This window comes from Nocardia cerradoensis NBRC 101014, assembly GCF_000308535.1.
Classification (GTDB): Bacteria; Actinomycetota; Actinomycetes; order Mycobacteriales; family Mycobacteriaceae; genus Nocardia; species Nocardia cerradoensis.
Window position 1 is genome coordinate 1 of sequence record NZ_BAFW01000081.1, and the last position, 22,359, is coordinate 22,359.

18 protein-coding genes are annotated in these 22,359 nt (G+C 67.2%); 9 read left to right on the forward strand and 9 right to left on the reverse strand.

Features of this window, described 5'->3' with window-relative positions; all coding sequences use genetic code 11:
• Positions 1-795, reverse strand: a 795-nt coding sequence (locus ON23_RS09455; RefSeq protein WP_039777575.1) for a class I SAM-dependent methyltransferase, incomplete at its 3' end; no start/stop codon positions are given.
• 473 nt (positions 796-1,268) lie between these two features.
• Here ON23_RS09455 and rpsA point away from each other — a divergent pair.
• Together rpsA and ON23_RS09465 are read left to right on the forward strand one after the other, a co-directional pair.
• Positions 1,269-2,738 (forward strand): 30S ribosomal protein S1, encoded by a 1,470-nt coding sequence (gene rpsA, locus ON23_RS09460; protein ID WP_039777576.1) that lies wholly within the window; start codon positions 1,269-1,271, stop codon positions 2,736-2,738.
• Positions 2,739-2,959: 221 nt separating this feature from the next.
• Entirely contained in the window at positions 2,960-4,489 is a 1,530-nt protein-coding gene (locus ON23_RS09465) for a phospholipase C (RefSeq protein ID WP_039777593.1), read from the forward strand.
• 54 nt (positions 4,490-4,543) lie between these two features.
• On the opposite strand, the gene ON23_RS39180 is transcribed toward ON23_RS09465, so the two are convergent.
• Positions 4,544-4,750 carry a hypothetical protein gene (locus ON23_RS39180; RefSeq protein WP_083870720.1) on the reverse strand — a complete coding sequence of 69 codons (207 nt, stop codon included), beginning with the start codon at positions 4,748-4,750 and terminating at the stop codon, positions 4,544-4,546.
• Between the two features lie 290 nt (positions 4,751-5,040).
• Between ON23_RS39180 and coaE the strand changes: the two genes are divergently transcribed.
• The gene (gene coaE, locus ON23_RS09470; protein WP_039777578.1) at positions 5,041-6,237 is read left to right on the forward strand and encodes a dephospho-CoA kinase; all 1,197 of its coding nucleotides are present in this window, start codon (positions 5,041-5,043) and stop codon (positions 6,235-6,237) included.
• Positions 6,238-6,282: 45 nt separating this feature from the next.
• On the opposite strand, the gene ON23_RS09475 is transcribed toward coaE, so the two are convergent.
• The 3 genes from ON23_RS09475 to ON23_RS09485 form a co-directional block, all read right to left on the reverse strand.
• Positions 6,283-7,245 (reverse strand): aldo/keto reductase, encoded by a 963-nt coding sequence (locus tag ON23_RS09475; protein ID WP_039777579.1) that lies wholly within the window; start codon positions 7,243-7,245, stop codon positions 6,283-6,285.
• Between the two features lie 124 nt (positions 7,246-7,369).
• Entirely contained in the window at positions 7,370-7,894 is a 525-nt protein-coding gene (locus tag ON23_RS09480; protein ID WP_039777580.1) for a ribonuclease FAU-1 family protein, read from the reverse strand.
• A gap of 85 nt (positions 7,895-7,979) precedes the next feature.
• Positions 7,980-8,498, reverse strand: a complete 519-nt coding sequence (locus ON23_RS09485; protein ID WP_167331849.1) for a DUF402 domain-containing protein — start codon at positions 8,496-8,498, stop codon at positions 7,980-7,982.
• Positions 8,499-9,400: 902 nt separating this feature from the next.
• Here ON23_RS09485 and uvrB point away from each other — a divergent pair.
• A complete protein-coding gene (uvrB, locus tag ON23_RS09490) occupies positions 9,401-11,584 on the forward strand; it encodes an excinuclease ABC subunit UvrB (RefSeq protein WP_039777597.1) in 2,184 nt (727 codons plus the stop codon).
• A 71-nt stretch (positions 11,585-11,655) separates the two neighbouring features.
• On the opposite strand, the gene ON23_RS09495 is transcribed toward uvrB, so the two are convergent.
• Complete coding sequence (locus tag ON23_RS09495) at positions 11,656-12,126, reverse strand: VOC family protein (protein ID WP_039777581.1); 471 nt, start codon at positions 12,124-12,126, stop codon at positions 11,656-11,658.
• A 76-nt stretch (positions 12,127-12,202) separates the two neighbouring features.
• Between ON23_RS09495 and ON23_RS09500 the strand changes: the two genes are divergently transcribed.
• From ON23_RS09500 to ON23_RS09510, 3 genes are all read left to right on the forward strand, one after another.
• Positions 12,203-13,108 carry an AraC family transcriptional regulator gene (locus ON23_RS09500; RefSeq protein ID WP_245555923.1) on the forward strand — a complete coding sequence of 302 codons (906 nt, stop codon included), beginning with the start codon at positions 12,203-12,205 and terminating at the stop codon, positions 13,106-13,108.
• A 104-nt stretch (positions 13,109-13,212) separates the two neighbouring features.
• Positions 13,213-13,626, forward strand: a complete 414-nt coding sequence (locus ON23_RS09505) for a DoxX family membrane protein (RefSeq protein ID WP_039777582.1) — start codon at positions 13,213-13,215, stop codon at positions 13,624-13,626.
• Positions 13,627-14,068: 442 nt separating this feature from the next.
• Positions 14,069-14,521, forward strand: a complete 453-nt coding sequence (locus tag ON23_RS09510) for a universal stress protein (protein WP_039777583.1) — start codon at positions 14,069-14,071, stop codon at positions 14,519-14,521.
• A gap of 27 nt (positions 14,522-14,548) precedes the next feature.
• Here the strand turns inward: ON23_RS09510 and ON23_RS09515 are convergent, their stop codons facing one another.
• The 3 genes from ON23_RS09515 to ON23_RS09525 form a co-directional block, all read right to left on the reverse strand.
• A complete protein-coding gene (locus tag ON23_RS09515) occupies positions 14,549-16,942 on the reverse strand; it encodes a HelD family protein (protein ID WP_051042303.1) in 2,394 nt (797 codons plus the stop codon).
• Positions 16,943-17,007: 65 nt separating this feature from the next.
• Positions 17,008-17,343, reverse strand: coding sequence for an antibiotic biosynthesis monooxygenase family protein (locus ON23_RS09520; protein WP_039777585.1), 336 nt, complete (start codon positions 17,341-17,343; stop codon positions 17,008-17,010).
• An 11-nt stretch (positions 17,344-17,354) separates the two neighbouring features.
• Positions 17,355-18,695 carry a diguanylate cyclase domain-containing protein gene (locus ON23_RS09525; protein ID WP_306307113.1) on the reverse strand — a complete coding sequence of 447 codons (1,341 nt, stop codon included), beginning with the start codon at positions 18,693-18,695 and terminating at the stop codon, positions 17,355-17,357.
• A 306-nt stretch (positions 18,696-19,001) separates the two neighbouring features.
• Between ON23_RS09525 and ON23_RS09530 the strand changes: the two genes are divergently transcribed.
• Positions 19,002-20,144: a beta-ketoacyl synthase N-terminal-like domain-containing protein gene (locus ON23_RS09530; RefSeq protein ID WP_039777589.1), complete on the forward strand. Its 1,143-nt coding sequence runs from the start codon at positions 19,002-19,004 to the stop codon at positions 20,142-20,144.
• 131 nt (positions 20,145-20,275) lie between these two features.
• A partial coding sequence (gene uvrA / locus ON23_RS09535; protein WP_039777591.1) for an excinuclease ABC subunit UvrA occupies positions 20,276-22,359 on the forward strand: 2,084 nt, incomplete at its 3' end.

Below are 22,359 nucleotides of genomic sequence, written 5' to 3' on the forward strand. Positions count from 1 at the left end.
CTCGAGCCACTCCGGCCATTCGGGTTCGACGATGTCGAGCAGGATCAGGCCCGCGCCGACGATGTCGCGGACCCGATCGCCGATCGTGCGGTGATGTTCGACGTAGATCGGTTCGTCGTCCGTGTCGACCTCGACATACGGCGTCCGGTCGAAATAGGGGATCGTGGCGCGCAGTCCGTCCGGGCCCGGATCGTCGGGGAAGATCCACCGCATCGGGTGATTCACCGAGAACACCCAGCGCCCGCCCGGCCGCAGCACCCGGGCCACCTCCCGCATCACCTGGGCGGCATCGGCGACGAACGGGATCGCGCCGAATGCCGAACAGGCCAGATCGAACGATTCGTCCGCGAACGGCAGCGCCTCGGCTCCGGCCTGTACCAGCGGCACCCGCGGGCCGCCGCGCGCCATGGCCGCGAGTCCGCGGTCGAGCATCGCCCGCGACAGATCCAGTCCGACCGGATGCGCGCCCCGGCCGGCGAGCCAGCGCGAACACGGCGCCGATCCGCAGCCGATCTCGAGCACCCGGCGCCCGGCGACCTCGCCCAGCAGATGCCAGTCGCCCTCGTGCAAGCCCTCCGGGCACCAGACGAATTCTCCGGCCTCGGAGTCGACGCCCAGGAAATCGGCGTGGGTCTCGTGGTACTGCGCGGCGTCGGCATCCCACCAGCGCCGGTTGGCGCGCTCGCTGGCGGCCGAGCCGACGCTCGTGCGGGTCACGCGCGCGGTGCCCAGCAGGGCGTTGGCCTGGGCGTGGCGCGCGTCGTCGAGGAGAGCCGGATGCGGGTCGTCGGACATGGTTCGCAGCGTATGGCACGGCCGGCGCGGGTCCTCGCGGACGCCGTCGGGAGGTGCCCGCCGGGGTGCGCGCGAGCGGGGCGATCACTCCCCGGCCGTGACGGGTACCACACTGTGCGGGAACGGTGTTCGGAGCGGACGTATGATCATGATGCGGGCGGGGACCCGTGTTTGCTTGGCGTAACTCACGTCGCGTACGCTGTTTCCCGCGAGTGTCTTCGGCATTTGCGTAGCCGCTGTCGGTACTGTAGCGCTCGGTACCGGGCGCAGGGGTTACGGATTTCGGAAGTCGCCCGCGGGCTGTGATTTCGCAGCCGGTGCTGTGAGTTTCTGCAGTGAGTACAGCGTTGTGCTGTGTCGCAGCGATGTGCTGTGCATGGCCGTCAACGTAGTTCCACCGCTGTGACTTCACAGCAAAACCGAGAGTTCCAATGTCCACTACCGACCACAATCCGTCCGGAGCAACCCAACATATGCCCACCACCGTCACCTCGCCGCAGGTAGCCGTCAACGACATCGGCTCCGCCGAGGACTTCCTCGCCGCCATCGACAAGACGATCAAGTACTTCAACGACGGAGATATCGTCGAAGGCACGATCGTCAAGGTCGACCGCGACGAGGTTCTGCTCGACATCGGTTACAAGACCGAAGGCGTCATCCCTTCCCGCGAACTGTCCATCAAACACGATGTCGACCCGGCCGAGGTCGTTTCCGTGGGCGATGAGGTCGAGGCCCTCGTTCTCACCAAGGAGGACAAGGAAGGCCGCCTGATCCTGTCGAAGAAGCGGGCTCAGTACGAGCGGGCGTGGGGCACCATCGAGGAGCTCAAGGAGAAGGACGAGGCCGTCAAGGGCACCGTCATCGAGGTCGTCAAGGGTGGTCTGATCCTGGACATCGGCCTGCGCGGCTTCCTCCCGGCGTCCCTGGTCGAGATGCGCCGCGTCCGCGATCTGCAGCCGTACGTCGGCAAGGAGATCGAGGCCAAGATCATCGAGCTGGACAAGAACCGCAACAACGTGGTTCTGTCCCGCCGCGCCTGGCTGGAGCAGACCCAGTCGGAGGTTCGCAGCGAGTTCCTGCACCAGCTGCAGAAGGGCCAGGTCCGCAAGGGCGTCGTGTCCTCGATCGTCAACTTCGGTGCGTTCGTCGATCTCGGCGGCGTCGACGGTCTGGTGCACGTCTCCGAGCTGTCCTGGAAGCACATCGACCACCCGTCCGAGGTCGTCGAGGTCGGCATGGAGGTCACCGTCGAGGTTCTCGACGTCGACCTGGACCGCGAGCGGGTTTCGCTGTCGCTCAAGGCCACCCAGGAAGACCCGTGGCGTCAGTTCGCCCGCACCCACGCCATCGGCCAGATCGTGCCGGGCAAGGTCACCAAGCTGGTTCCGTTCGGTGCGTTCGTGCGCGTCGAAGAGGGCATCGAGGGCCTGGTGCACATCTCCGAGCTGGCCGAGCGCCACGTCGAGGTGCCGGACCAGGTTGTCGCCGTGGGCGACGACGCGATGGTCAAGGTCATCGACATCGACCTGGAGCGTCGCCGGATCTCGCTGTCGCTGAAGCAGGCGAACGAGGACTACCACGCCGAGTTCGACCCGTCGAAGTACGGCATGGCCGACAGCTACGACGAGCAGGGCAACTACATCTTCCCCGAGGGCTTCGACCCCGAGACCAACGAATGGCTCGAGGGCTTCGACAAGCAGCGGGAAGAGTGGGAAGGCCGCTACGCCGAGGCCGAGCGTCGCCACAAGATGCACACCGCTCAGATGGAGAAGATGGCGGCCGACGCCGCCGCCGAGGCCGCCAACGGCGGTGCCTCCGGTAACTACTCCTCCGAGAGCGGCGCGCAGAGCTCGTCCTCCAGCTCCTCCGAGCCGGCCGGCGGTTCGCTGGCCAGCGACGCGCAGCTCGCCGCGCTGCGTGAGAAGCTGTCCGGCAACGCGTAATTCGCTGAGCTGACACGAAGGCCCCGGTCCATCGGACCGGGGCCTTCGCCCATCTCCGGGCTGCCCATTCAGTCCGTCGTCACCGCGTCGCTACCGCCGGTCCATTATTCTCGGCGAGGATCTGCCACTGTCCTCTGTCAGCCGGCACGGTCTCGTCGGCTGACGCGGTCTTGTCATCCGGCACTGTTGTTTCAACCGACGTGGAAGGTCTCGGCACCGGCATGGGTCTGTTCGACGGCATCAAGAGGCGTGATTTTCTGGCGAAGGCCATGGCGGCCGGTGGGGTCGGGGCGCTGGCCGCTTGGGCGAACCCGATCATCGAGCGTGCGCACGCGGCCGACCCGGCGGGAATGGGCGGGCTCGGTGATATCGAGCATTTCGTCCTGCTGATGCAGGAGAACCGCTCGTTCGACCACTACTTCGGAACCCTGTCCGGCGTACGGGGTTTCGACGACGCCTCGCCGGCGTGGAAGCAGTACGGCTACGCACCCGGCGTCGGGCCCACCGCCGACGGGTTCATCGTCCCGTTCCGGCTCGACACCACCCGCGGCGCGACCCTCGACGGCGAATGCGTCAACGATCCCGATCATTCCTGGGGCGGTATGCACGAGGCGTGGAACGGCGGCCGCAACGACCGCTGGATGCCGATGTCGGTGGCCAGTGTCGGCGCTGCCAATGGTCCGGCGGCCATGGGGTATTACACCCGCGCCGATATCCCGATTCACCACGAGCTGGCCGATGCGTTCACCCTCTGCGACCACTACCATTCCTCGGTCCTCGGCCCGACCGACCCGAACCGGCTGTACTGGATCTCCGCCACCATCGACCCCGATGGTCTGGCCGGCGGGCCGCTGGTGGAGACGCCGACGCTGATTCCGCAGAACGCCTACAGCTGGCGCACCTACCCGGAAAACCTGTCCGAGGCCGGCGTCGACTGGAAGATCTACAACAACCGCGATGTCGGCCCGATCTCGTCGGTGATCCTCGACGGCATGATGGGCTGCTTCAAGCAGGCAGCGGACCCGAATTCCGAACTCGCCCGACGCGGCAAGGCCCCGGTGTATCCGCAGGACTTCGCCGCGGACGTGGCCGCCGACCGGCTTCCCTCGGTGTCGTGGGTGATCCCGCCGCTGTTGAACTGCGAACATCCCGCGCTGCCACCGGCATTGGGCGCGGTGGGCATCATGCAGGTGCTCGACATCCTCACCTCCAATCCGAAGGTGTGGGAGAAGACCGCGCTCATCGTGAGCTACGACGAGAACGGCGGCTTCTTCGATCATGTCACCCCTCCCACCCCGCCGCCCGGCACGCCGGGGGAGTATCTGACGGTGGATCTCGGCCGGGTGCCGGCGGCCAAGGGTGTCGCGGGCCCGATCGGATTGGGTTACCGCGTCCCGTGCTTCGTCATCTCGCCGTATTCACGCGGCGGGCTGGTCGCCTCGCAAACCTTCGACCACACCTCGCAATTGCGTTTGCTGGAACGCCGTTTCGGTGTGGAGGTGCCGAATGTGACCGCCTGGCGGCGCAGCGTCACCGGCGATATGACCTCGGCATTCGATTTCGGTTCCACGCCCGATTCCGTGCCGCCGCGAATTACCGATCCGAAACCGAAATCGGATGCCGCGCTCGCGCAATGCGGGCCGAATATCGCGCTCGGTACCGAGGATAAGGGAATTCCCTATCCGGTCCCGCCGAATGCGATGCCGAGCCAGGAACCGGGCGCGCGCCGGAGCCCGAGCGGCCTGGTGTGAAAAACGGGCGGCCCACCGCATCCGAGGTGGGCCGGCGAACGTTCGAGGTACTGATCAGCTCGCCGTGGCGGGAATCCAGCGGGTGGCGCCGCTCCGGCTGCGCATGGCCGCGAAGCTGTGCCGCGCCGGGCTGAGTAGGGCGGTCAACCACGAACGGCGATGTTCGGCCAGTGCTGCCGCAACGGCGGGTATCCGAATGCAGTGCACGGTGCCTGCCAAACCCAGCCGGTGGCGACCCGACTGGATGTGTGTGGTGCCCAATGATCGTCCTTCGCTAGCTCGGTTGGCCTGGATCGCCCGCGGCGAAACAGTAGCGGAACAAAAGTGTGGGGCTGCGGATTTTGCGTGACTTCGGGCCCGGCGTGTCGGAAAGTTGCCGACTCCAGGTCGGTATCGGGCGGAAAAAGTTGCGAATTGATATCACCGGCGTCACGGAATGGGTAATACCGCGCGGATGAGGTGAAAAAGAAACGCGCGATGGGTAATCGGCCCGATCGCCCTGCGGCCGGGGTGGGGACGCGGACGCCGGCAGTGGATGCGAGACTGGGAAAATGTTGCGTATCGGTCTCACCGGAGGCATGGGAGCGGGTAAGTCGACGGTGGCGCGGCTGCTGGTGGAACACGGGGCGGTGCTGGTCGACAGCGACGCCATCGCCCGCGAGGTCGTCGAACCCGGAACCGAGGGCTTGGCCGCACTGGTCGCGGCGTTCGGCCCGGAGATTCTGGCCGAGGACGGCAGTTTGAACCGCCCGGCGCTCGCGGCGGTCGCCTTCGCGGACGAGCAGTCCCGCACGACGCTGAACTCGATCACCCATCCGCTGGTCGGCCGGCGCACCACCGACCTGATCGCCGCCGCGCCCGCGGACGCCGTTGTGGTGCAGGATGTTCCGCTTCTGGTCGAGAACAATCTCGGCGCGATGATGAATCTCGTCGTGGTGGTGATGGCCGACGAGCAGACTCGCGTGCACCGGCTCGAGCAGTTCCGTGGCGTGAGCCGTGCCGACGCGCTGGCGCGGATCAAGGCGCAGGCGAGTGACGACCAGCGGCGTGCGGCCGCGGATGTTCTGTTGGACAACAACTCCGATGCCGAGGCGCTGGCACCGCAGGTGCGGGCGCTGTGGGAGCAGCGGCTGCTGCCCTTCGAACACAATGTGCGCACCCGGACTCCGGCGCGCTCGACCGGGCCGGTGCGGTTGGTCGAGCCGGATCCGCAGTGGCCGGCGCAGGCGCAGCGGCTGATCGGCCGGCTGTGGCTGGCCTGCGGTGGCGACGCGCGCCGCATCGATCACATCGGTTCCACCGCCGTACCGGGGCTGGCCGCCAAGGATGTCGTCGACATCCAGATCACGGTCGCCGACCTCGCGACGGCCGACGCGCTGCGAGATCGTCTGGCCGGCGCCGGTTTTCCGCGGATCGACTCGGTCACCGGCGACAACCCGAAGCCGACGTCCCAGGATCCCGCGGGCACCGACGCCGAGCTGTGGGCGAAACGCCTGCACGGCAATGCCGATCCCGGGCGGCTCGCGAATGTCCATGTGCGCGTGGACGGTTCGCCCGGACAGCGGTTCGCCCTGGACTTCCGTGACTGGTTGCGTGCCGACGCCGAGGCCCGCGCCGAGTACCTGGAGATCAAGCGCCGCGGGGAGGCGGAGGCGACGGGCACGGTGGGACACGAGGCCGTCGAGGCGTACCTGTCGGTGAAAGAGCCGTGGTTCGACAAGGTCTACGAGCGGGTTCCGCGCGCCTGACAAGGGGCGCACCGGCGGATTTTCCCGCCGGGCGCCGCTGCGCTGTCAGTGCGATACGGAGGTGATTCGGTCGATCTCCGCGAGGTCCTCGGCGGTGGGCTGCCACTGCCCGGCCCGCACATTGGCCTCGACCTGTTCGGGTGAGGTGGCGCCGGCGATCACCGAACTCACCGCGGGCTGCGCGGCGAGACTGCCGATGGCGACGTCGAGCAGCGTGATCGACCGTTGCGCCGCGAAATCCTCCAGCTGTTCCACGATGTCGAAAGCCGCGTCCGTGAGTGCGGACTCCCGGCCCCACGCCTGAATTCTGCTGCCTTCGGGCGCGGGCACACTGCGTTTGTACTTACCGGTGAGCAGACCGCTCGCCAGCGGGAAGTAGGGGAGCAGACCGATCCCGTAGTGCTCGAGCGCCGGCACCAGATCGGCCTCGATCCCACGCTGCAGCAGGCTGTATTCGTTCTGCGCGCTGATGAACCGCTCGAGATTGCGGGTGCGTGCGGTCCATTCGGCGTCCGCGGTCTGCCAGCCGGTGAAGTTGGAATGGCCCAGGTACCGGATCTTGCCCTCGTGGACGAGATCGTCCAGCGCGGACAGCGTCTCCTCGATCGGTGTCGCCGGATCCGGGCGATGAAGCTGGTAGAGATCGATCCAGTCCGTGCGCAGCCGGCGCAGCGACTGCTCGACCGCACGGCGGATGTAGCGGCGTGAGCCACGCGCGCCCCAATCCTCGCCGTTGTCTCCGCCGAGGCGGCGCACATCGTTGCCGAACTTGGTCGCGATCACGACATCGTCGCGTCTGCCCTGCAGGATCTCGCCGATTCTCCGCTCCGATTCCCCGTAGGAGTCGGCGGTATCGATCAGAGTGATGCCGTGGTCGAGCGCCGCGTGCAGCACCGCTCTGCTCTGCTCGAGATCGAGCTTCATTCCGAAATTGTTGGTGCCCAGCCCGACGACCGAGACCGCGAGCCCCGAATTCCCGACACGACGCAACGACGACGACTCACCCATGACTCTCCCGGTTCTCGAGGGGACGTGACCGACCTGGCAGGACCCTAGTGGCGTGGGCCCACCGCGGAGAAGAGTTCGGCGCAGCCCGACTCGTTCCCATCATTCAGAGTGGCGGTGCCGGATCTCACCGCCAGCCGAGGGTGATACCGCGGGAGCGCAGCCAGGCTTCGAAATCGTGTCCGTGCGCGGCGATTCCGTCGATGGCGGTGGTGGCGGCCTCGATCGCCTGCTGGGCCTCGGACGCGCTCAGATATCCGGCGGCGTGGGCGGCGAGCAACTCGTCGACGTCGAGCAGAATCGCCTCTCTACCGGTGCGAACCACGATGTCGAGGTAATGGTCGACCGACTTCCACATCTGCGGTCCCGCCGCCGAGAAATCACCGATATCGAGGTAGAAGTCCTGATCGCGCGGGTGGGTGGGGCGGAAGTGAAAGACGGTGGCGCGGAGCGACAGCCGCGGTAGCAGCCACGACTCGAGGTAGTGGAATTCCGGATGATCCGCGGGGCGGGCCATGTAGAGGCCCCAGGGTTCGATCCGATACGTCTCGACCGGCCGCACGAAACCCTTGGGATCGGTATTGGTGGACCCGGCCAGGTCGAAGTACTCGATCTTCGGCCGATGCAGATCGACCACATGCCCCTGCGTCATGCCCCGAATCTACCGCCGCCGGCCCGCGAAACGCCCGCTCGCGCCGCGATTCGATGATCATCGGCGCGAGCGGGTGGTGACGGGATCACAGCCAGTGCAGCGTGACGCCCTGGGTGGTGAGCCAGCGTTCGAAGTTGTGATCATGCGAGGCGATACCGTCGACGACGGCGGTGGCCTGCTCGAACGCCCGCTGGGCCGTCTCGGCCGACACGTGGCCGGCCGCGTGCGCGGCGAACAGTTCGTCGACCCCGTGCAGCTCGCAGACGTGGCCGTTGCGGGCGACGATGTCGATGTAGTGGTACTCGGCCCGCCAGCGCTTCGGCTCGATCTTGGCGAAGTTGCCGATATAGATGTGATAGATCGGATCGCGATCGTGTGCCGCGTTGACGTGATGCATGGTGACGCGGACCGACTGCTTGGGCAGGAGCCAGGTCTCGGTGTAGCGGTAGGGCGGGGTATCGGCCGCCCGGACCAGATACAGACCCCACGGCTCGGCGTGATAACTGTCGACCGAATGGACGAAACCGCGGGAATCGGTTCTGGTGAGATCGGCGATGTCGAAATATTCGACGTGCGGTCTGTGTGCCGTACCCGACGATGGCACCGGAATCGGTGTTTTTCGGCCCGGAATGTTGCGATTCGACGGCATTGGGCTGACTCCATTGGGCGCGGCAGTGCGCAGAGTCCGGGTGACACGTTCAGCGAGGAAACCGGCCATAACACTTGCCCTTCTCGACTTCCGACCGGATCAGCGTACACCCGGGCAACCCCCTCCGGCGGGGTGAAAACGACACGGAATCCGGCTGATTCGGCCGTGTCGTGATCGTCGAGCCGCCCTGCTCTACCAGACATTTCGGGCATCTGGTCGCTTGATTCACTGCTGCGCGCGCGGTTGCCGGGGCAATGCTCCCGCGGCCCCGGCAAACCTCGGGCCGGGCCCGTCGTAATGGTCGGCTGCGGCGCTTCGGTGGCGCCGCTGTGCGGGACTGTGCCGTCCCTATGGGTGAATTGTCGAATTATTCTGCCAGGCAGTGCGTTCGGCCCTTTCCGGCCGAAAGGCGATGGCATGAATCGAATTGTTCGAAATGTCCGAACGAGGCGGCCGTGAATTGTGGTGTCGGTGACGCCGGTCCGGTCGAAATGATCGGGATAGGGCGTGTTCCGGAGGGTTGAACGGGTTCGGCCGCCGGCCGGTTGTGCCGACGTCCGGGACGGCGGCTCCGGTTCGGGGTGGACGATGCCGGCCGGTGTGGATGCGGGCGCGTCGGCCGAGCCCGCAGTGTGGTCCTCGCATCCGGCTGGCCGCTGGTTTTGCCGTGTGGTTGCCGTGAGCGGTCGGCGCATCCGGTGCCGCGGTCGCCGTGACAAGGCGGCGACCGGACCACCCCGGGTCGGGCCGGTGCCTGCCGATACGCGGTCGTGGCCGAAAAATGATCGACGGGTGCGTCGCTGTGCCCGCGATCACGGCGCCGGAACTTGTCAGTGCCGCGGCTTACCCTGGTGACCATGGCTTTCGCAACGGAGATCCCCGCGGATTCGGACGCACCCGGCGAGCAGCCGCTGGCGCATTCGGAATTCCGGCCGATCGGGGCGATCGAACGCTCCGAGGGGCGGTTCGAGGTCGTCAGCGAGCATCGGCCCGCCGGTGACCAGCCTGCCGCGATCGCGGAGCTGGAGCGGCGGTTGCGTGGTGGCGAGAAGGATGTGGTGCTGCTCGGCGCCACCGGTACCGGCAAATCGGCCACCGCGGCCTGGCTGATCGAGCGGGTCCAGCGCCCGACCCTGGTCATGGCGCCGAACAAGACCCTGGCCGCCCAGCTGGCCAACGAGCTGCGCGAGATGCTGCCGCACAACGCGGTGGAGTACTTCGTCTCCTACTACGACTACTACCAGCCCGAGGCGTACATCGCGCAGACCGATACCTACATCGAGAAGGACTCCTCGATCAACGACGACGTGGAGCGGCTGCGCCATTCGGCGACCTCGAGCCTGCTCTCGCGCCGCGATGTCGTGGTGGTCGCCTCGGTCTCGTGTATCTACGGTCTGGGTACCCCGCAGTCCTATCTGGACCGCTCGGTGCAGCTCGAGGTCGGCACCGAGGTCGAGCGCGACCGGCTGCTGCGCCTGCTGGTCGATGTCCAGTACACGCGCAACGACATGGCCTTCACCCGCGGTTCGTTCCGGGTGCGCGGCGACACCGTCGAGATCATTCCCTCCTACGAGGAACTCGCGGTCCGCATCGAATTCTTCGGCGACGAGATCGAGGCGCTGTACTACCTGCATCCGCTCACCGGCGATGTGGTGCGCCAGGTCGACACCCTGCGCATCTTCCCGGCCACCCACTACGTGGCCGGGCCGGATCGGATGGAGCGCGCGGTCGCCGATATCGAGACCGAACTCGAACAGCGGCTCGCGGACCTGGAGCGGCAGGGCAAACTGCTCGAGGCACAGCGGCTGCGCATGCGCACCCAATACGACCTGGAGATGATCCGTCAGGTCGGGTTCTGCTCCGGTATCGAGAACTATTCGCGGCATATCGACGGCCGTCCGGCCGGTTCGGCGCCGGCGACGCTGCTCGACTACTTCCCGGAGGACTTCCTGCTGATCATCGACGAGTCGCATGTGACCGTGCCGCAGATCGGCGGCATGTACGAAGGCGATATGTCGCGCAAGCGCAACCTCGTCGAATACGGATTCCGGCTGCCCTCGGCGGTGGACAACCGCCCGCTCACCTGGGAGGAGTTCGCCGACCGGATCGGGCAGACCGTATACATGTCGGCGACGCCCGGCCCGTACGAACTGGGCAGTACCGGCGGTGAATTCGTCGAACAGGTGATTCGCCCGACCGGACTGGTCGACCCGCAGGTGGTGGTCAAACCGACGAAGGGCCAGATCGACGATCTGGTGCACGAGATCCGCACCCGCACCGAACGCGACGAACGCGTACTGGTCACCACCCTCACCAAGAAGATGGCCGAGGATCTCACCGACTATCTCCTGGGCATGGGTGTGCGCGTGCGCTACCTGCATTCGGAGATCGACACCCTGCGCCGCGTCGAACTGCTGCGGCAGCTGCGGCTGGGCGAATACGACGTGCTGGTCGGCATCAACCTGCTGCGTGAGGGCCTCGACCTGCCGGAGGTGTCGCTGGTCGCGATCCTGGACGCCGACAAGGAGGGCTTCCTGCGCAGCGCCACCAGCCTCATCCAGACGATCGGGCGTGCCGCGCGCAACGTCTCCGGCGAAGTGCACATGTACGCCGACAAGGTGACCGATTCGATGCGCCAGGCCATCGACGAGACCGAGCGGCGGCGGGCCAAGCAGGTGGCCTACAACGAAGCCAACGGCATCGATCCGAAACCGCTGCGCAAGAAGATCGCCGACATCCTCGATCAGGTCTACCGCGAGGCCGACGAGACCGAGGTGGAGGTCGGCGGATCCGGGCGCAATGCCAGCCGCGGCCGCCGAGCCCAGGGTGAACCCGGCCGCGCGGTGAGCGCCGGGGTGTACGAGGGCCGCGATATCGCGAATATGCCGCGCGCGGAACTGGCGGATCTGGTGGCCCAGCTGACCGATCAGATGATGAACGCCGCCCGCGAATTGCAGTTCGAGCTGGCCGGGCGATTGCGCGACGAGATCGCCGACCTGAAGAAGGAGTTGCGTGGTATGGATGCCGCCGGGCTGAAATGAGCTCTCGCGCAGCGTCTTTCCCGCGTACGCGGCGGTGCCCCGGCCGGGCCGGGGCACCCGCGCGGCCCGCGTCAGCTCTGCGTGGCCATCCACTCGTCGACCCGGCGCTCGGCCTCCTCGCGCGAGACGTCCTCGACCCGGGTCATGACCACCCAGCGATGTCCGAACGGATCCATCACCAGCCCGTAGCGGTCGCCGGTGACGAACGTCTGCGGCTCCTCGACCCGGGCGGCGCCGTGTTCGGCGGCGCGGGCGACGACCGCGTCGGCATCGGGGCAGTAATGCACGATGCTGGTGTGCACCCAGTCCGATTCGGGTGCGCGCACCCCGTGTTCGGGGATGGGCATACCCATCTGGATGGTGGAATCGCCGATCGCCAGTTCGGCGTGCGCCGGTTGCCCGTCGGGAAGGTCGTTGCGGCTGAGCACCTTCGCGCCGAAGACCGCGGAGTAGAACTCGATGGCCTTGTTGCCGTCGGGTACGGCCAGGAAACAGTTGATGGAGTGATAACCCTCGGGAATCGGATCGACGTCTTTGCTCATAGGAACAACTCTCGGCCATCGCGGGGAATGGATCTTGTAAGAAAGCGACAGTCTCGACCGCGGCGGGAGACGGGCCGTGCCGGCCGGTGACGAGCGCGCGAAAGGCGCTGCGCTGCCTCCGGTTCCGGTGCCTCCGCCGGAGGTCACCAAGGGCATCCTGCATCCCCGCGAGCAGGCTCGTCACCGCAGGCTGATCCGGTTGCCGGCCGGCCCGCAGACGGCCGAATTCGTCGAGTGGTATTGGTCGGTCTCCTGGGATCTGCGCGGCCGGCCGCCTTATCGGGCGCAGGTGCTGCCGTTCCCCTCGGTCAACGTCAGCTTCGAGCGGTCCGCCACCCGTACCGGCGGATTCGTCAACGGCGTGACCACCGGCAAATTCGTGCGCGAACTGACGGGGAAGGGGGAGACCTTCGCCGCCAAATTCCGGCCCGGCGGCTTCGGCGCCTTCACCGGCATCGACGTCGGCGCCCTGCGCGATACCGCGATCGAGCTGATCGAGGTGCTGCCGGAGGCCGCGGGCCTGACCGAATGCGTGCTGGCCACCGACAGCGCCGAACAGCGCCGCGACATCGTCGACGCCTACTTCGCCCGCGCCGCGCGCCGCCGCACACCCGACGCCAACTACCTGCTGGTCTTGCGGATCATCGCCGCGATGGAATCCGATCCCGATCTGACCCGGGTCGATCAGGTCACCGCCCGTTTCGACATCCCGATCCGCACCCTGCAACGCCTGTTCCGCCGCTACGTCGGCGCCGGGCCGAAATGGGTGCTGCGCCGCTATCGCCTCCAGGACGGCGCCCAGCTGCTGGCACAGGGCCGTACCGACGATCTGGCGACGCTGGCGCTGGAACTCGGCTATTTCGATCAGGCCCATTTCAGTCGTGAATTCGCGAACGAGATCGGAATGGCGCCGCTGGAATACGCACGCGCATCGCTACTGTCACACCATGGCGCACCGGGCGATCCGGCGCCGGATCGCTGATTCGTTTCAGCCGCCCCGGTTCCGGGAATATCCGAACTCATAAGTAGTTGAATGCTGTACTACCAGCCCGGCGGCGGTGCTGCCGGCCGACAGAGGAGTTGGCGATGAGTGTTCTGGTGCTGATCGGGCGCATTCTGTTCGTCATATTGTTCGCGAGTTCGGCGATCGGGCATCTGACCCAGGCCGACGCGATGACCGGCTACGCCCGCAGCAAAGGTGTCCCGATGGCGAAGGAGGCGGTGCTGGGTTCGGGGGTGGTCCTGCTGCTCGGCGCCTTGAGCGTGCTGCTCGGGGTATGGGCCGATCTGGGTGCGCTGCTGCTGTTCGTCTTCCTGCTGCCGACCGCATTCCTGATGCACCCCTTCTGGAAGGAATCCGATGCGCAGGCCAAACAGGGCGAGATGATCCATTTCAACAAGGATCTCGCATTGGCCGGTGCGGCCCTGATGCTGTTCGCCTTCTTCGCCCATGTCGACGATCTCGGCGCCACAATCACCGGACCGTTATTCCACCTCTGATGAACGCGGAACGACCCGCATTCCACATTCGGCGGTTATTGCCTCGCGTATCCGGAAACCGCCGGAATCGGTTCTCTCCGCCGTGAATTGTGAGTTCTCACCATCACGCCCGGGTGCGCTCTGTGCACCCGGGCAATCGCGGTCCGTGCAATTGGTGAAAGCCCTTCTGTGACGAAAATCCCAGGGCCGCAACCGGGTTCACCACTGCGACGACGATCGCAGCGCGACGCCGCCGGATTCGGGATCGGCGCTGGTGAGGCGGGTCGCTCGGCGGCGCGGGCGGCTAATGTGTCCTGGGGATCGCGGGGCGCACCGATGTGATGTATTGCGATTGTCGATGATTCCGGCACGATAACGGTTATGGTCTAGCGCAGTTGCCCGCGCGGGTTTCTGCTCCGGAATTGCGCGCAGGCATCCGCCCACTTGTACGTTTGGAGGAAAGATGACCGCCTACCGGTCCATTGTCGTCGGTACCGATGGCTCGGATTCGTCGTATGTCGCTGTCGAGAAGGCTGCCGCGCTGGCCGGCGACGCGGGCGCCACCCTGTACGTCGCGTGCGCGTACTACCCGACCGACGACCGCGATGTGGCCGCCGCGGCCGACGTCCTCAAGGACGAGGCCTACCAGGTGCGCGGCTCGGCGCCCACCAACGAGATCCTGCGGATCGCGCGGGACAAGGCGGCCGCCGCCGGGGCGACCAACATCGTGGAGCGGGCCGTCGTCGGCGAACCCGTCGAATCGCTGCTGAACCTGGTCAAGGAGGTGGAGGCCGATCTGCTGGTCGTCGGTAACCGCGGCCTCAACACCCTGGCCGGGCGCCTGCTCGGCTCGGTGCCCTCCGATGTCGCCCGCAAGTCGCGCAGCGACGTCCTGATCGTGCACACCGTCCGCTGACGTCCGCATGACCGGCCGCCCGGGGCCTCAGCGCAATGCGCCGAGGACCTCGGGCAGCGTGCCGGTGTGAACCACCGATAATCGCTGGGTGGCACGGGTCAGCGCCACATACAGATCGTTGAGCCCACGCGGTGATTCGTCCAGGATGGCCTGCGGTTCCACCAGCACGACCGCGTCGAACTCCAGGCCCTTCACCTCCGCCACCGTCAGCACCTGCACGGAATCGCCCGCCAGCGAGGCGAATTCGCTCACCGTCGCATGCGGGGCCAGAACCGCCGTGATACCCGGCCTGCCGGCCTCGGCGGCGACGAGTTCGGTGACCGCGGCCAGCGAACCGCCGGCCCCGACCTGCACGGCCTGCGGGGGAAAACCGGATTCCCGGACCGACCGCGGGATGGTCGCCCCCGGATCGATCGCCGCCAGCACATCGGCGGCCACCGCCATGATCTCGGCGGGGGTGCGGTAGTTGACCGTCAGTTCCGTGAGCTTCCAGCGCTGTGCCACATAGGGTTCCAGCATCCGCTGCCACGACGACGCGCCCGCGGGATCGCCCGTCTGCGCCACATCGCCGACCACCGTCACCCAGCGGTTCGGAATGCGCCGCATCACCATTCGCCACGCCATCTCCGACAGCTCCTGCGCCTCGTCGATGATCACGTGTCCGTAGGTCCAGCTGCGATCGCCGGCGGCCCGCTCGGCGGTCGTCTGGCGATTGCGTACATGCTGGCGTTCGGCGAGCTGGCCGGCGTCGATCAGGTCGTAGGCCATCAGGATTTCCGGATCCAGATCGTCTTCGAGGTCCTGCGGCGCGGAACCGGTCAGGATGTCGAGCGCCTCCTGCGCCTCGGCCAGCTGCGCGCGCCACCGACGCCGTGAGCGCTCCCGCTCCTCGGCGTCGTCGATGCCCAGTAATTCGGCCAGCTCGTCGAGCAGCGGCGCGTCCGCGGCCGCGAACGCCGGCCCGCTCGCCGGGTCGAGGGCGCGGAACAGTTCTTTGCGGTCCTCGGCGCTGAGCCGGTCCGCGGCATGCGCCAGCCGCTCGGGCTCGGCCCACAGGTCGGCGAGCACCTGCTGCGGGGTCAGGATCGGCCACAACTGCGCGATCGCGCGCTGGATGCCGGCGTCGGCGCGCATCTCGTCGCGGATCTCGGTGAGGTCGGCCTGGCTCAGCAGATTGCGCCCGGTATTCGACGGACGGCGGCCGGCGGCGGCATCGGCCTCGTCGACCGTGTCGGCGAACTGGTCCTTACCGATGATCTGCGCCAGCTGGTCGGTCAGGGCGTCGACCACCGAGGCGGCGAAGATCGGGCGGGCCAGGTTGTGCGGTCGGCGCGAGGAGCGGGCCCGGCCGCGAGCGCGGGTGGCGATCTTGCGATCCAGCGTCAGCTCGTACCCGTCGAAGTCGAGGCGAACCGGGTCGCGCGGCACCTCCTGCCGGTCGCGCACCGCTTTCTTCAGCACATCGAGCATGTCGAGCGAACCCTTGAGTTCGCCCGCGCGCAGCGAATCCTCCAGTGTCGCTTCGACTCCCGGATACAGATTGCCGATCGTGGACAACAGCACACCGGTCTCGCCCAGTGACGGCAGCACCTGGCCGATGTAGTCGAGGAAGGTGGAATTGGGGCCGATGATCAGCACACCGGCCTTGTCGAGCTGCTGACGGTAGGTGTAGAGCAGATACGCCGCGCGGTGCAGCGCGACCGCCGTCTTCCCGGTACCCGGACCGCCCTGGACCACCAGGACACTGCGGTGTTCGGAGCGGATGATGGCGTCCTGCTCGCTCTGGATCGTCTCGACGATATCGGTCATATGGCCGGTGCGCGCCGCGTTCAGCGCGGTGAGCAGGGCGCTCTCACTGCCGACGCCACCGTCGTCGGACTCGATCGCGCCGGCGCGCCGGGCCATCTCCAGATCGAGGTATTCGTCGCTGATTCCGGTCACGTTGCGATTGCGCGAGCGGATGTGCCGGCGCCGGGTCACGCCGTCGGGGGCGGCGGTGGTGGCGAGGTAGAACGGCCGGGCCAGCGGGGCCCGCCAGTCCAGCAGCAGGGTGTTGTAGTCGTCGTCCTCGTCGAGGATGCCGAGCCTGCCGATGTAGCGGTACTCGCCCGCGTCGCCGGTGTCCTCCGTGTCCGCAGCCGTCGGGTTCTCGGCCGCCAGATCGATCCGGCCGAAGCACAGCCCGTTCTCGGCGGCGTCGTATTTGGCCAGATCCTCGGAGTAGAGCTGGGTGAACGATTCGCGTTCGCTGCGGGCCTGCGGGGTGCCGCCGGTTTCCAGCAACACCGTCCGCAGCCGGCGCTGTGCGTATTCGCGCATACCGTCCAGCCGCTGATACAGCAGGGTGAGATAGCTCTGCTCCCGCTCCAGTTCGGCGGCGCGATCGGTGGCGGGGCGATCCTCGGTGAGGCGGTCGGGCAAAACGGAACTCCTTGTCACCACAGGGGCCGAGCGGGCCGCGCGCGAAGAGAACGGAATCGTCGAGTCTAGTTGGGGTTCGCCGGCCTCGCCGTAGTCGCAGGTGAACGCGCCGCGAACACGGTAGTGAAATGTTGCACCACCGGGAACGGATCGTAGAAGTGATGCAGGAGTCGCTTCCAGGCCTGATAGTCCGCGGAGCCGCGGAAACCCTCGGTGTGATCGCGCAGCTGCTCCCACTCCACCAGCAGCAGATAAGTGTTCGGTGACTCGGCGGATTTCGACAGCGTCAGCGACCGGAACCCCGGCGCCCGGGCGATCAGGGGGCGCGCCTGCTCGAACGCCGCCTCGAATTCGGCCGTGCGTCCGGGCCGGACGGGCAGCAGCGCGTGTTCGAGGATCATCCGCGGATCTTTCAGGAGGCGTGGGTGTTGTTGGGCCGCCGTCCCAGCGCGTTGCTCTCGGAGGTCGCCGGCTTGGCACGGTACATCGCCAGATCCGCGTCGTGCAGCACGGCTTCGGGAGTGCGCGGATCACCCGGGCGCAGCGCGGTGACACCGATCGAGGCCTCGATGTGGATGCGATGGCCGCGCGCGATGATCGGCTCGGCCATCGTCTGGCGCAGCCGGGTGATCAGTCCGTCCAGATCGTCGGGCTGGGTGCGGCCGGACAGCAGCACCAGGAATTCGTCGCCGCCGATGCGGCCCACCACGTCGTCGGTGCGCAGGCCGCGCTGCAGCCGCTGGGCCACGATCTGCAGCACGGTATCGCCGATCGCGTGGCCCAGGGTGTCGTTGATGGCCTTGAATCCGTCGAGGTCGATGAACAGCACGTTCGACACCGGCGACTGTTCGTCGACGCCCAGCGCGGTCGCCAGCCGCGAGAGCACCAGCGAGCGATTGGCCAGCCCGGTGAGCGGATCGTGGGTCGCCTGATACTCCAATTGCCTTCGGCTGGCACGGAATTCGGTGACGTCGTTGAACGAGGAGACGGCCGGCGAGTCGGGTGCCCCCGGATTGAGCAACCGGCTCGAACCCGACAGCCAACGCCGCTGCCCGTCCGGGCGGTCCACGCCGAACACGTAGCGGGAGATGGTTTCCCCGGTGGCCAGCGTCCGCGCCACCGGGTGATGGCTCGGCGCCAGCGGCTGGGCGTTCGCGTCCAGCAGCGCCAGCGGCAGCGAGTCGATGCGGCGGCCGATCAGATTGTCGCCGTCCTGACCGAAGATGCGCTGCGCCGCCGGGTTGATCGATTCGATCCGGCCCTCGCGGTCGATGACGACCACACCCTCCTCGAGTTGCGACACCACGGCCGTGAAATGGTGTTCGGCCCGGCGCTGCGCGGCCTCGGCCCGGCGCTGCGCGGTGAGGTCGTGGATCACCACCTGATAGGCGAGCCGGTTCTGCCAGACGGTGAGCACCGAGACCGTCTCGACGTCGACGGCCTGGCCGTCGCAGCGGATCAGGGTCATCTCCGCTGTTTCGGATGCGTCGCCGGTCTGATGCAGCCGGTCGATACGCTCGAGCATCGCCGGCACGTCGCGATGCGCCACGAACTGGGCGACCGGATGTCCGACCACCTCGTCCACTCCCGGGGCGGCCAGCAGCCGCACGATCGCCGGATTGGCGAAGACGACGACGCCGTCCTCGTGCACGACGACACCGTCGGGACTGTGCTCGACCAGCGTGCGGTACCGCTGGGCGAGTTGTTCGGCATCCATTACGCCGTCGGACCGGTTCTCACCTGCCTCAACCACATGTAACCCCCTGATCATGGTCTGTTCAGGTCAATTGGCGCACGGGATCATTCTGATGGTGACGTACCGCGGATCACAGTGCGGACGGTATTGGTTCGGTCACAGTTCAGGTTCTAATCGGGCCTGTGAGTGATCATGACAGGTGCCCGTTCCCGCGGTATCGGCGGAGGGTACGCTGTCGGGTTCGGGTTCGGTCCGGTCGGGGGACCGGACCGGGTGTGACGCCGGAGGCAGTGGCCCAGGCCGGGTGTAGGAGCGTGAATGCCGAACACAACCCCGATATCAATTCGAGAATATCAAGATCGTATGCCGATCGCAGGTATCGGCGTGGTCAGCGGTTACGGGTGGGGCCGGGAAACGCTGTGGCGCGGTCTGCACACCGGTAAGGCGGCCGCCCGGCTCTACCCCGGCTACGGCCTCGATCGCGACGAATACGCGTGGGTCGCGCTGGTACCCGACGGCGGCGACGAGTCGCTGAGCCCGAGCCGCTACGCCCGCGCGGTGCATGAGGCCGCGCGCGAGGCGATCGCCGATGCGACCGAACGAGGCTGGCGTCCGGGCGGCACGGTCGGGGTGATCCACGCGATCGTGCTCGGCGATGTGCGGGACTGGGAGGATTTCTACCTCACCGACGACAGCCGCCGCCGTTCCCGCGACTATCTGCGGCTGCTGCCCTCGACCCCGATTTCGCTGCTGATGCAGGAGTTCGGCTTCCACGGACCGTCGATGAACGTCTCGGCGGCCTGCAGTTCGGCCAACGTCGCGCTGATCACGGCGCAGATGTGGCTGGATCAGGGGTTCGCCGACGACGTCGTGTGCGTGACCACCGACCTGTCGGCGAGCCCCGATATGGTCCACCACTTCGTCCAGATGGGCGCGGCGGTGATCGACGCCGATCCGCTGGAGGCGTGCCGGCCGTTCCAGGAGGGCAGCCGCGGGTTCAGCTTCGGCGAGGCGTCGGTGGCGTTCGTCGTCTCCCGGCAGGTGGAGCGGCCGTACTGCGCGATGCTCGGCGGGGCGATGACCAATGACGCTTATCACGTCGTGTCCGTGGACCCCGGTCTGGAGCGGATACTGGACTGTACGCACCGCGCCTTGGACCGGGCCGGGGTGCGCCCCGGGGACGTGAGCTACTACAACGCCCACGGTCCGGGAACCCGGCAGTGCGATGTGGCCGAACGGGCCGTGCTGGCGCGGATCTTCGACGACCGCCCGCAGGTCTATTCGATCAAACCGCTGACCGGGCATTGCATGGGTGCGGCGGCCGGCGTCGAGATCGCGGCGACGGCCCTGGGTTACGAGCGCGGCGTCGTGGTGGCGCCGCCGATCGTGGCCGAGGCGCATCCTCGCCTGCTGGACGGACCCACCCCGTTCGACGGCGGATTCACGGTGAAGACCTCGCTCGGTATGGGCGGGCACAACTCCGTGGTGGTGCTCGGTCCGGCGTGACCACCGGGCCCGCTCGCGGCGGTGCCGACGAGCCCGCCCGCGGTCGTGTCGCCGAACTTGTCGGTGGGTGTGCCTAGCATGGCGTCCGGGGAGATTCTGGACGCCGAATTTCGATCGAGAAGGGACAGCCGGTGGCGGATCTGTTGACCGTGCGCGGAGCTCGGGAGCACAACCTGAAGGGAGTGGACCTCGACCTGCCACGCGACAGCCTCATCGTGTTCACCGGACTGTCCGGGTCCGGTAAATCGAGCCTCGCCTTCGACACCATCTTCGCCGAGGGCCAGCGCCGCTACGTCGAATCGCTGTCGGCGTACGCGCGCCAGTTCCTGGGGCAGATGGACAAGCCCGATGTGGATTTCATCGAGGGACTCTCCCCGGCGGTGTCGATCGACCAGAAGTCGACCAACCGCAATCCGCGCTCGACGGTCGGCACCATCACCGAGGTCTACGACTATCTGCGACTGCTGTATGCCCGCGCCGGAACGCCGCACTGCCCGGTCTGCGGTGAGCTGATCGCCAAGCAGACCCCGCAGCAGATCGTGGATCAGGTGCTGGAGATGGAGCCCGGCACCCGCTTCCAGGTGCTGGCCCCGGTGGTGCGGACCCGCAAGGGCGAATTCGTGGACCTGTTCGACCAGCTCAACACCCAGGGCTACTCCCGGGTGCGCGTCGACGGTGTGGTGTATCCGCTCACCGAGCCGCCGAAGCTGAAGAAGCAGGAGAAGCACGACATCGAGGTCGTGATCGATCGCTTGGCGGTGAAGCCGACTTCCAAACAGCGACTGACGGATTCGATCGAGACGGCGCTGCGGCTGGCCGACGGCATCGTGGTCCTGGACTTCGTCGACCGCGACGAGCACGCACACGACCGCGAGCGGCGGTTCTCCGAGAAACTGGCCTGCCCGAACGGCCACCCGCTCGATATCGAGGATCTGGAACCGCGGTCGTTCTCCTTCAACTCGCCCTACGGCGCCTGCCCGGACTGCACCGGTCTCGGCATTCGCAAGGAGGTCGATCCGGATCTGGTGGTACCCGATCCGGAACTGAGCCTCAACGACGGCGCGATCGCCCCGTGGTCGCGCGGGCAGACCGCCGAATACTTCAACCGGTTGCTGTCCGGCCTGTCCGAGGCGATCGGCTTCTCGATGGACGCGCCGTGGAACACGTTGCCGCTCAAGGCCCGTAAGGCGGTGCTCGAGGGCAGCTCCGACCAGGTGCACGTGTCCTACACCAACCGCTACGGCCGCAAGCGGTCCTACTACGCCGATTTCGAGGGCGTGATGCCGTTCCTGCAGCGGCGGCTGGAGAGCACCGAATCCGAGCAGATGAAGGAGCACTACGACGGGTACATGCGCGATGTGCCGTGCCCGGTCTGTAGTGGTGCGCGGCTGCGCCCGGAGATTCTGGCCGTCACCCTCAACGCCGAGGGCGGGCGCCGTTCCATCGCGGAGGTGTGTGATCTCTCGATCCGCGACTGCTCACGCTTCCTGAACTCGCTCGAACTGGGGGAGCGGGAGGCCGCGATCGCCGGTCAGGTACTCAAGGAGATCCAGGCGCGGCTGGGCTTCCTGCTCGACGTCGGCCTGGAATATCTGACGCTGTCGCGGGCGGCGGCGACGCTGTCCGGTGGTGAAGCGCAGCGGATCCGGCTGGCCACCCAGATCGGCTCGGGACTGGTCGGCGTGCTGTACGTGCTGGACGAGCCGTCCATCGGCCTGCATCAGCGCGACAACCGGCGTCTGATCGAAACCCTCACGCGGCTGCGCAATCTCGGCAATACGCTCATCGTGGTCGAACACGACGAGGACACCATCCACTCCTCGGATTGGGTCGTCGACATCGGCCCGCTGGCCGGCGAGCACGGCGGCCAGGTCGTCTACAGCGGCCCGTACCCGGGCCTGCTCGAGGATCCGAACTCGCTGACCGGCGCCTACCTGTCCGGCCGCGAGGTGATCGAGGTGCCGCTGGTACGCCGGCCGGTGTCGAAGAAGAAGCAGCTCACCGTGGTCGGCGCGAACGAACACAATCTGCGCGGCATCGATGTGGCCTTCCCGCTCGGCGTGCTGACATCGGTGACGGGCGTCTCCGGCTCCGGGAAGTCGACGCTGGTCAACGACATTCTGGCGACCGTCCTGGCGAACAAGCTCAACGGTGCGCGGCAGGTGCCCGGCCGGCACACCCGGATCAACGGGCTCGACCACCTCGACAAGCTGGT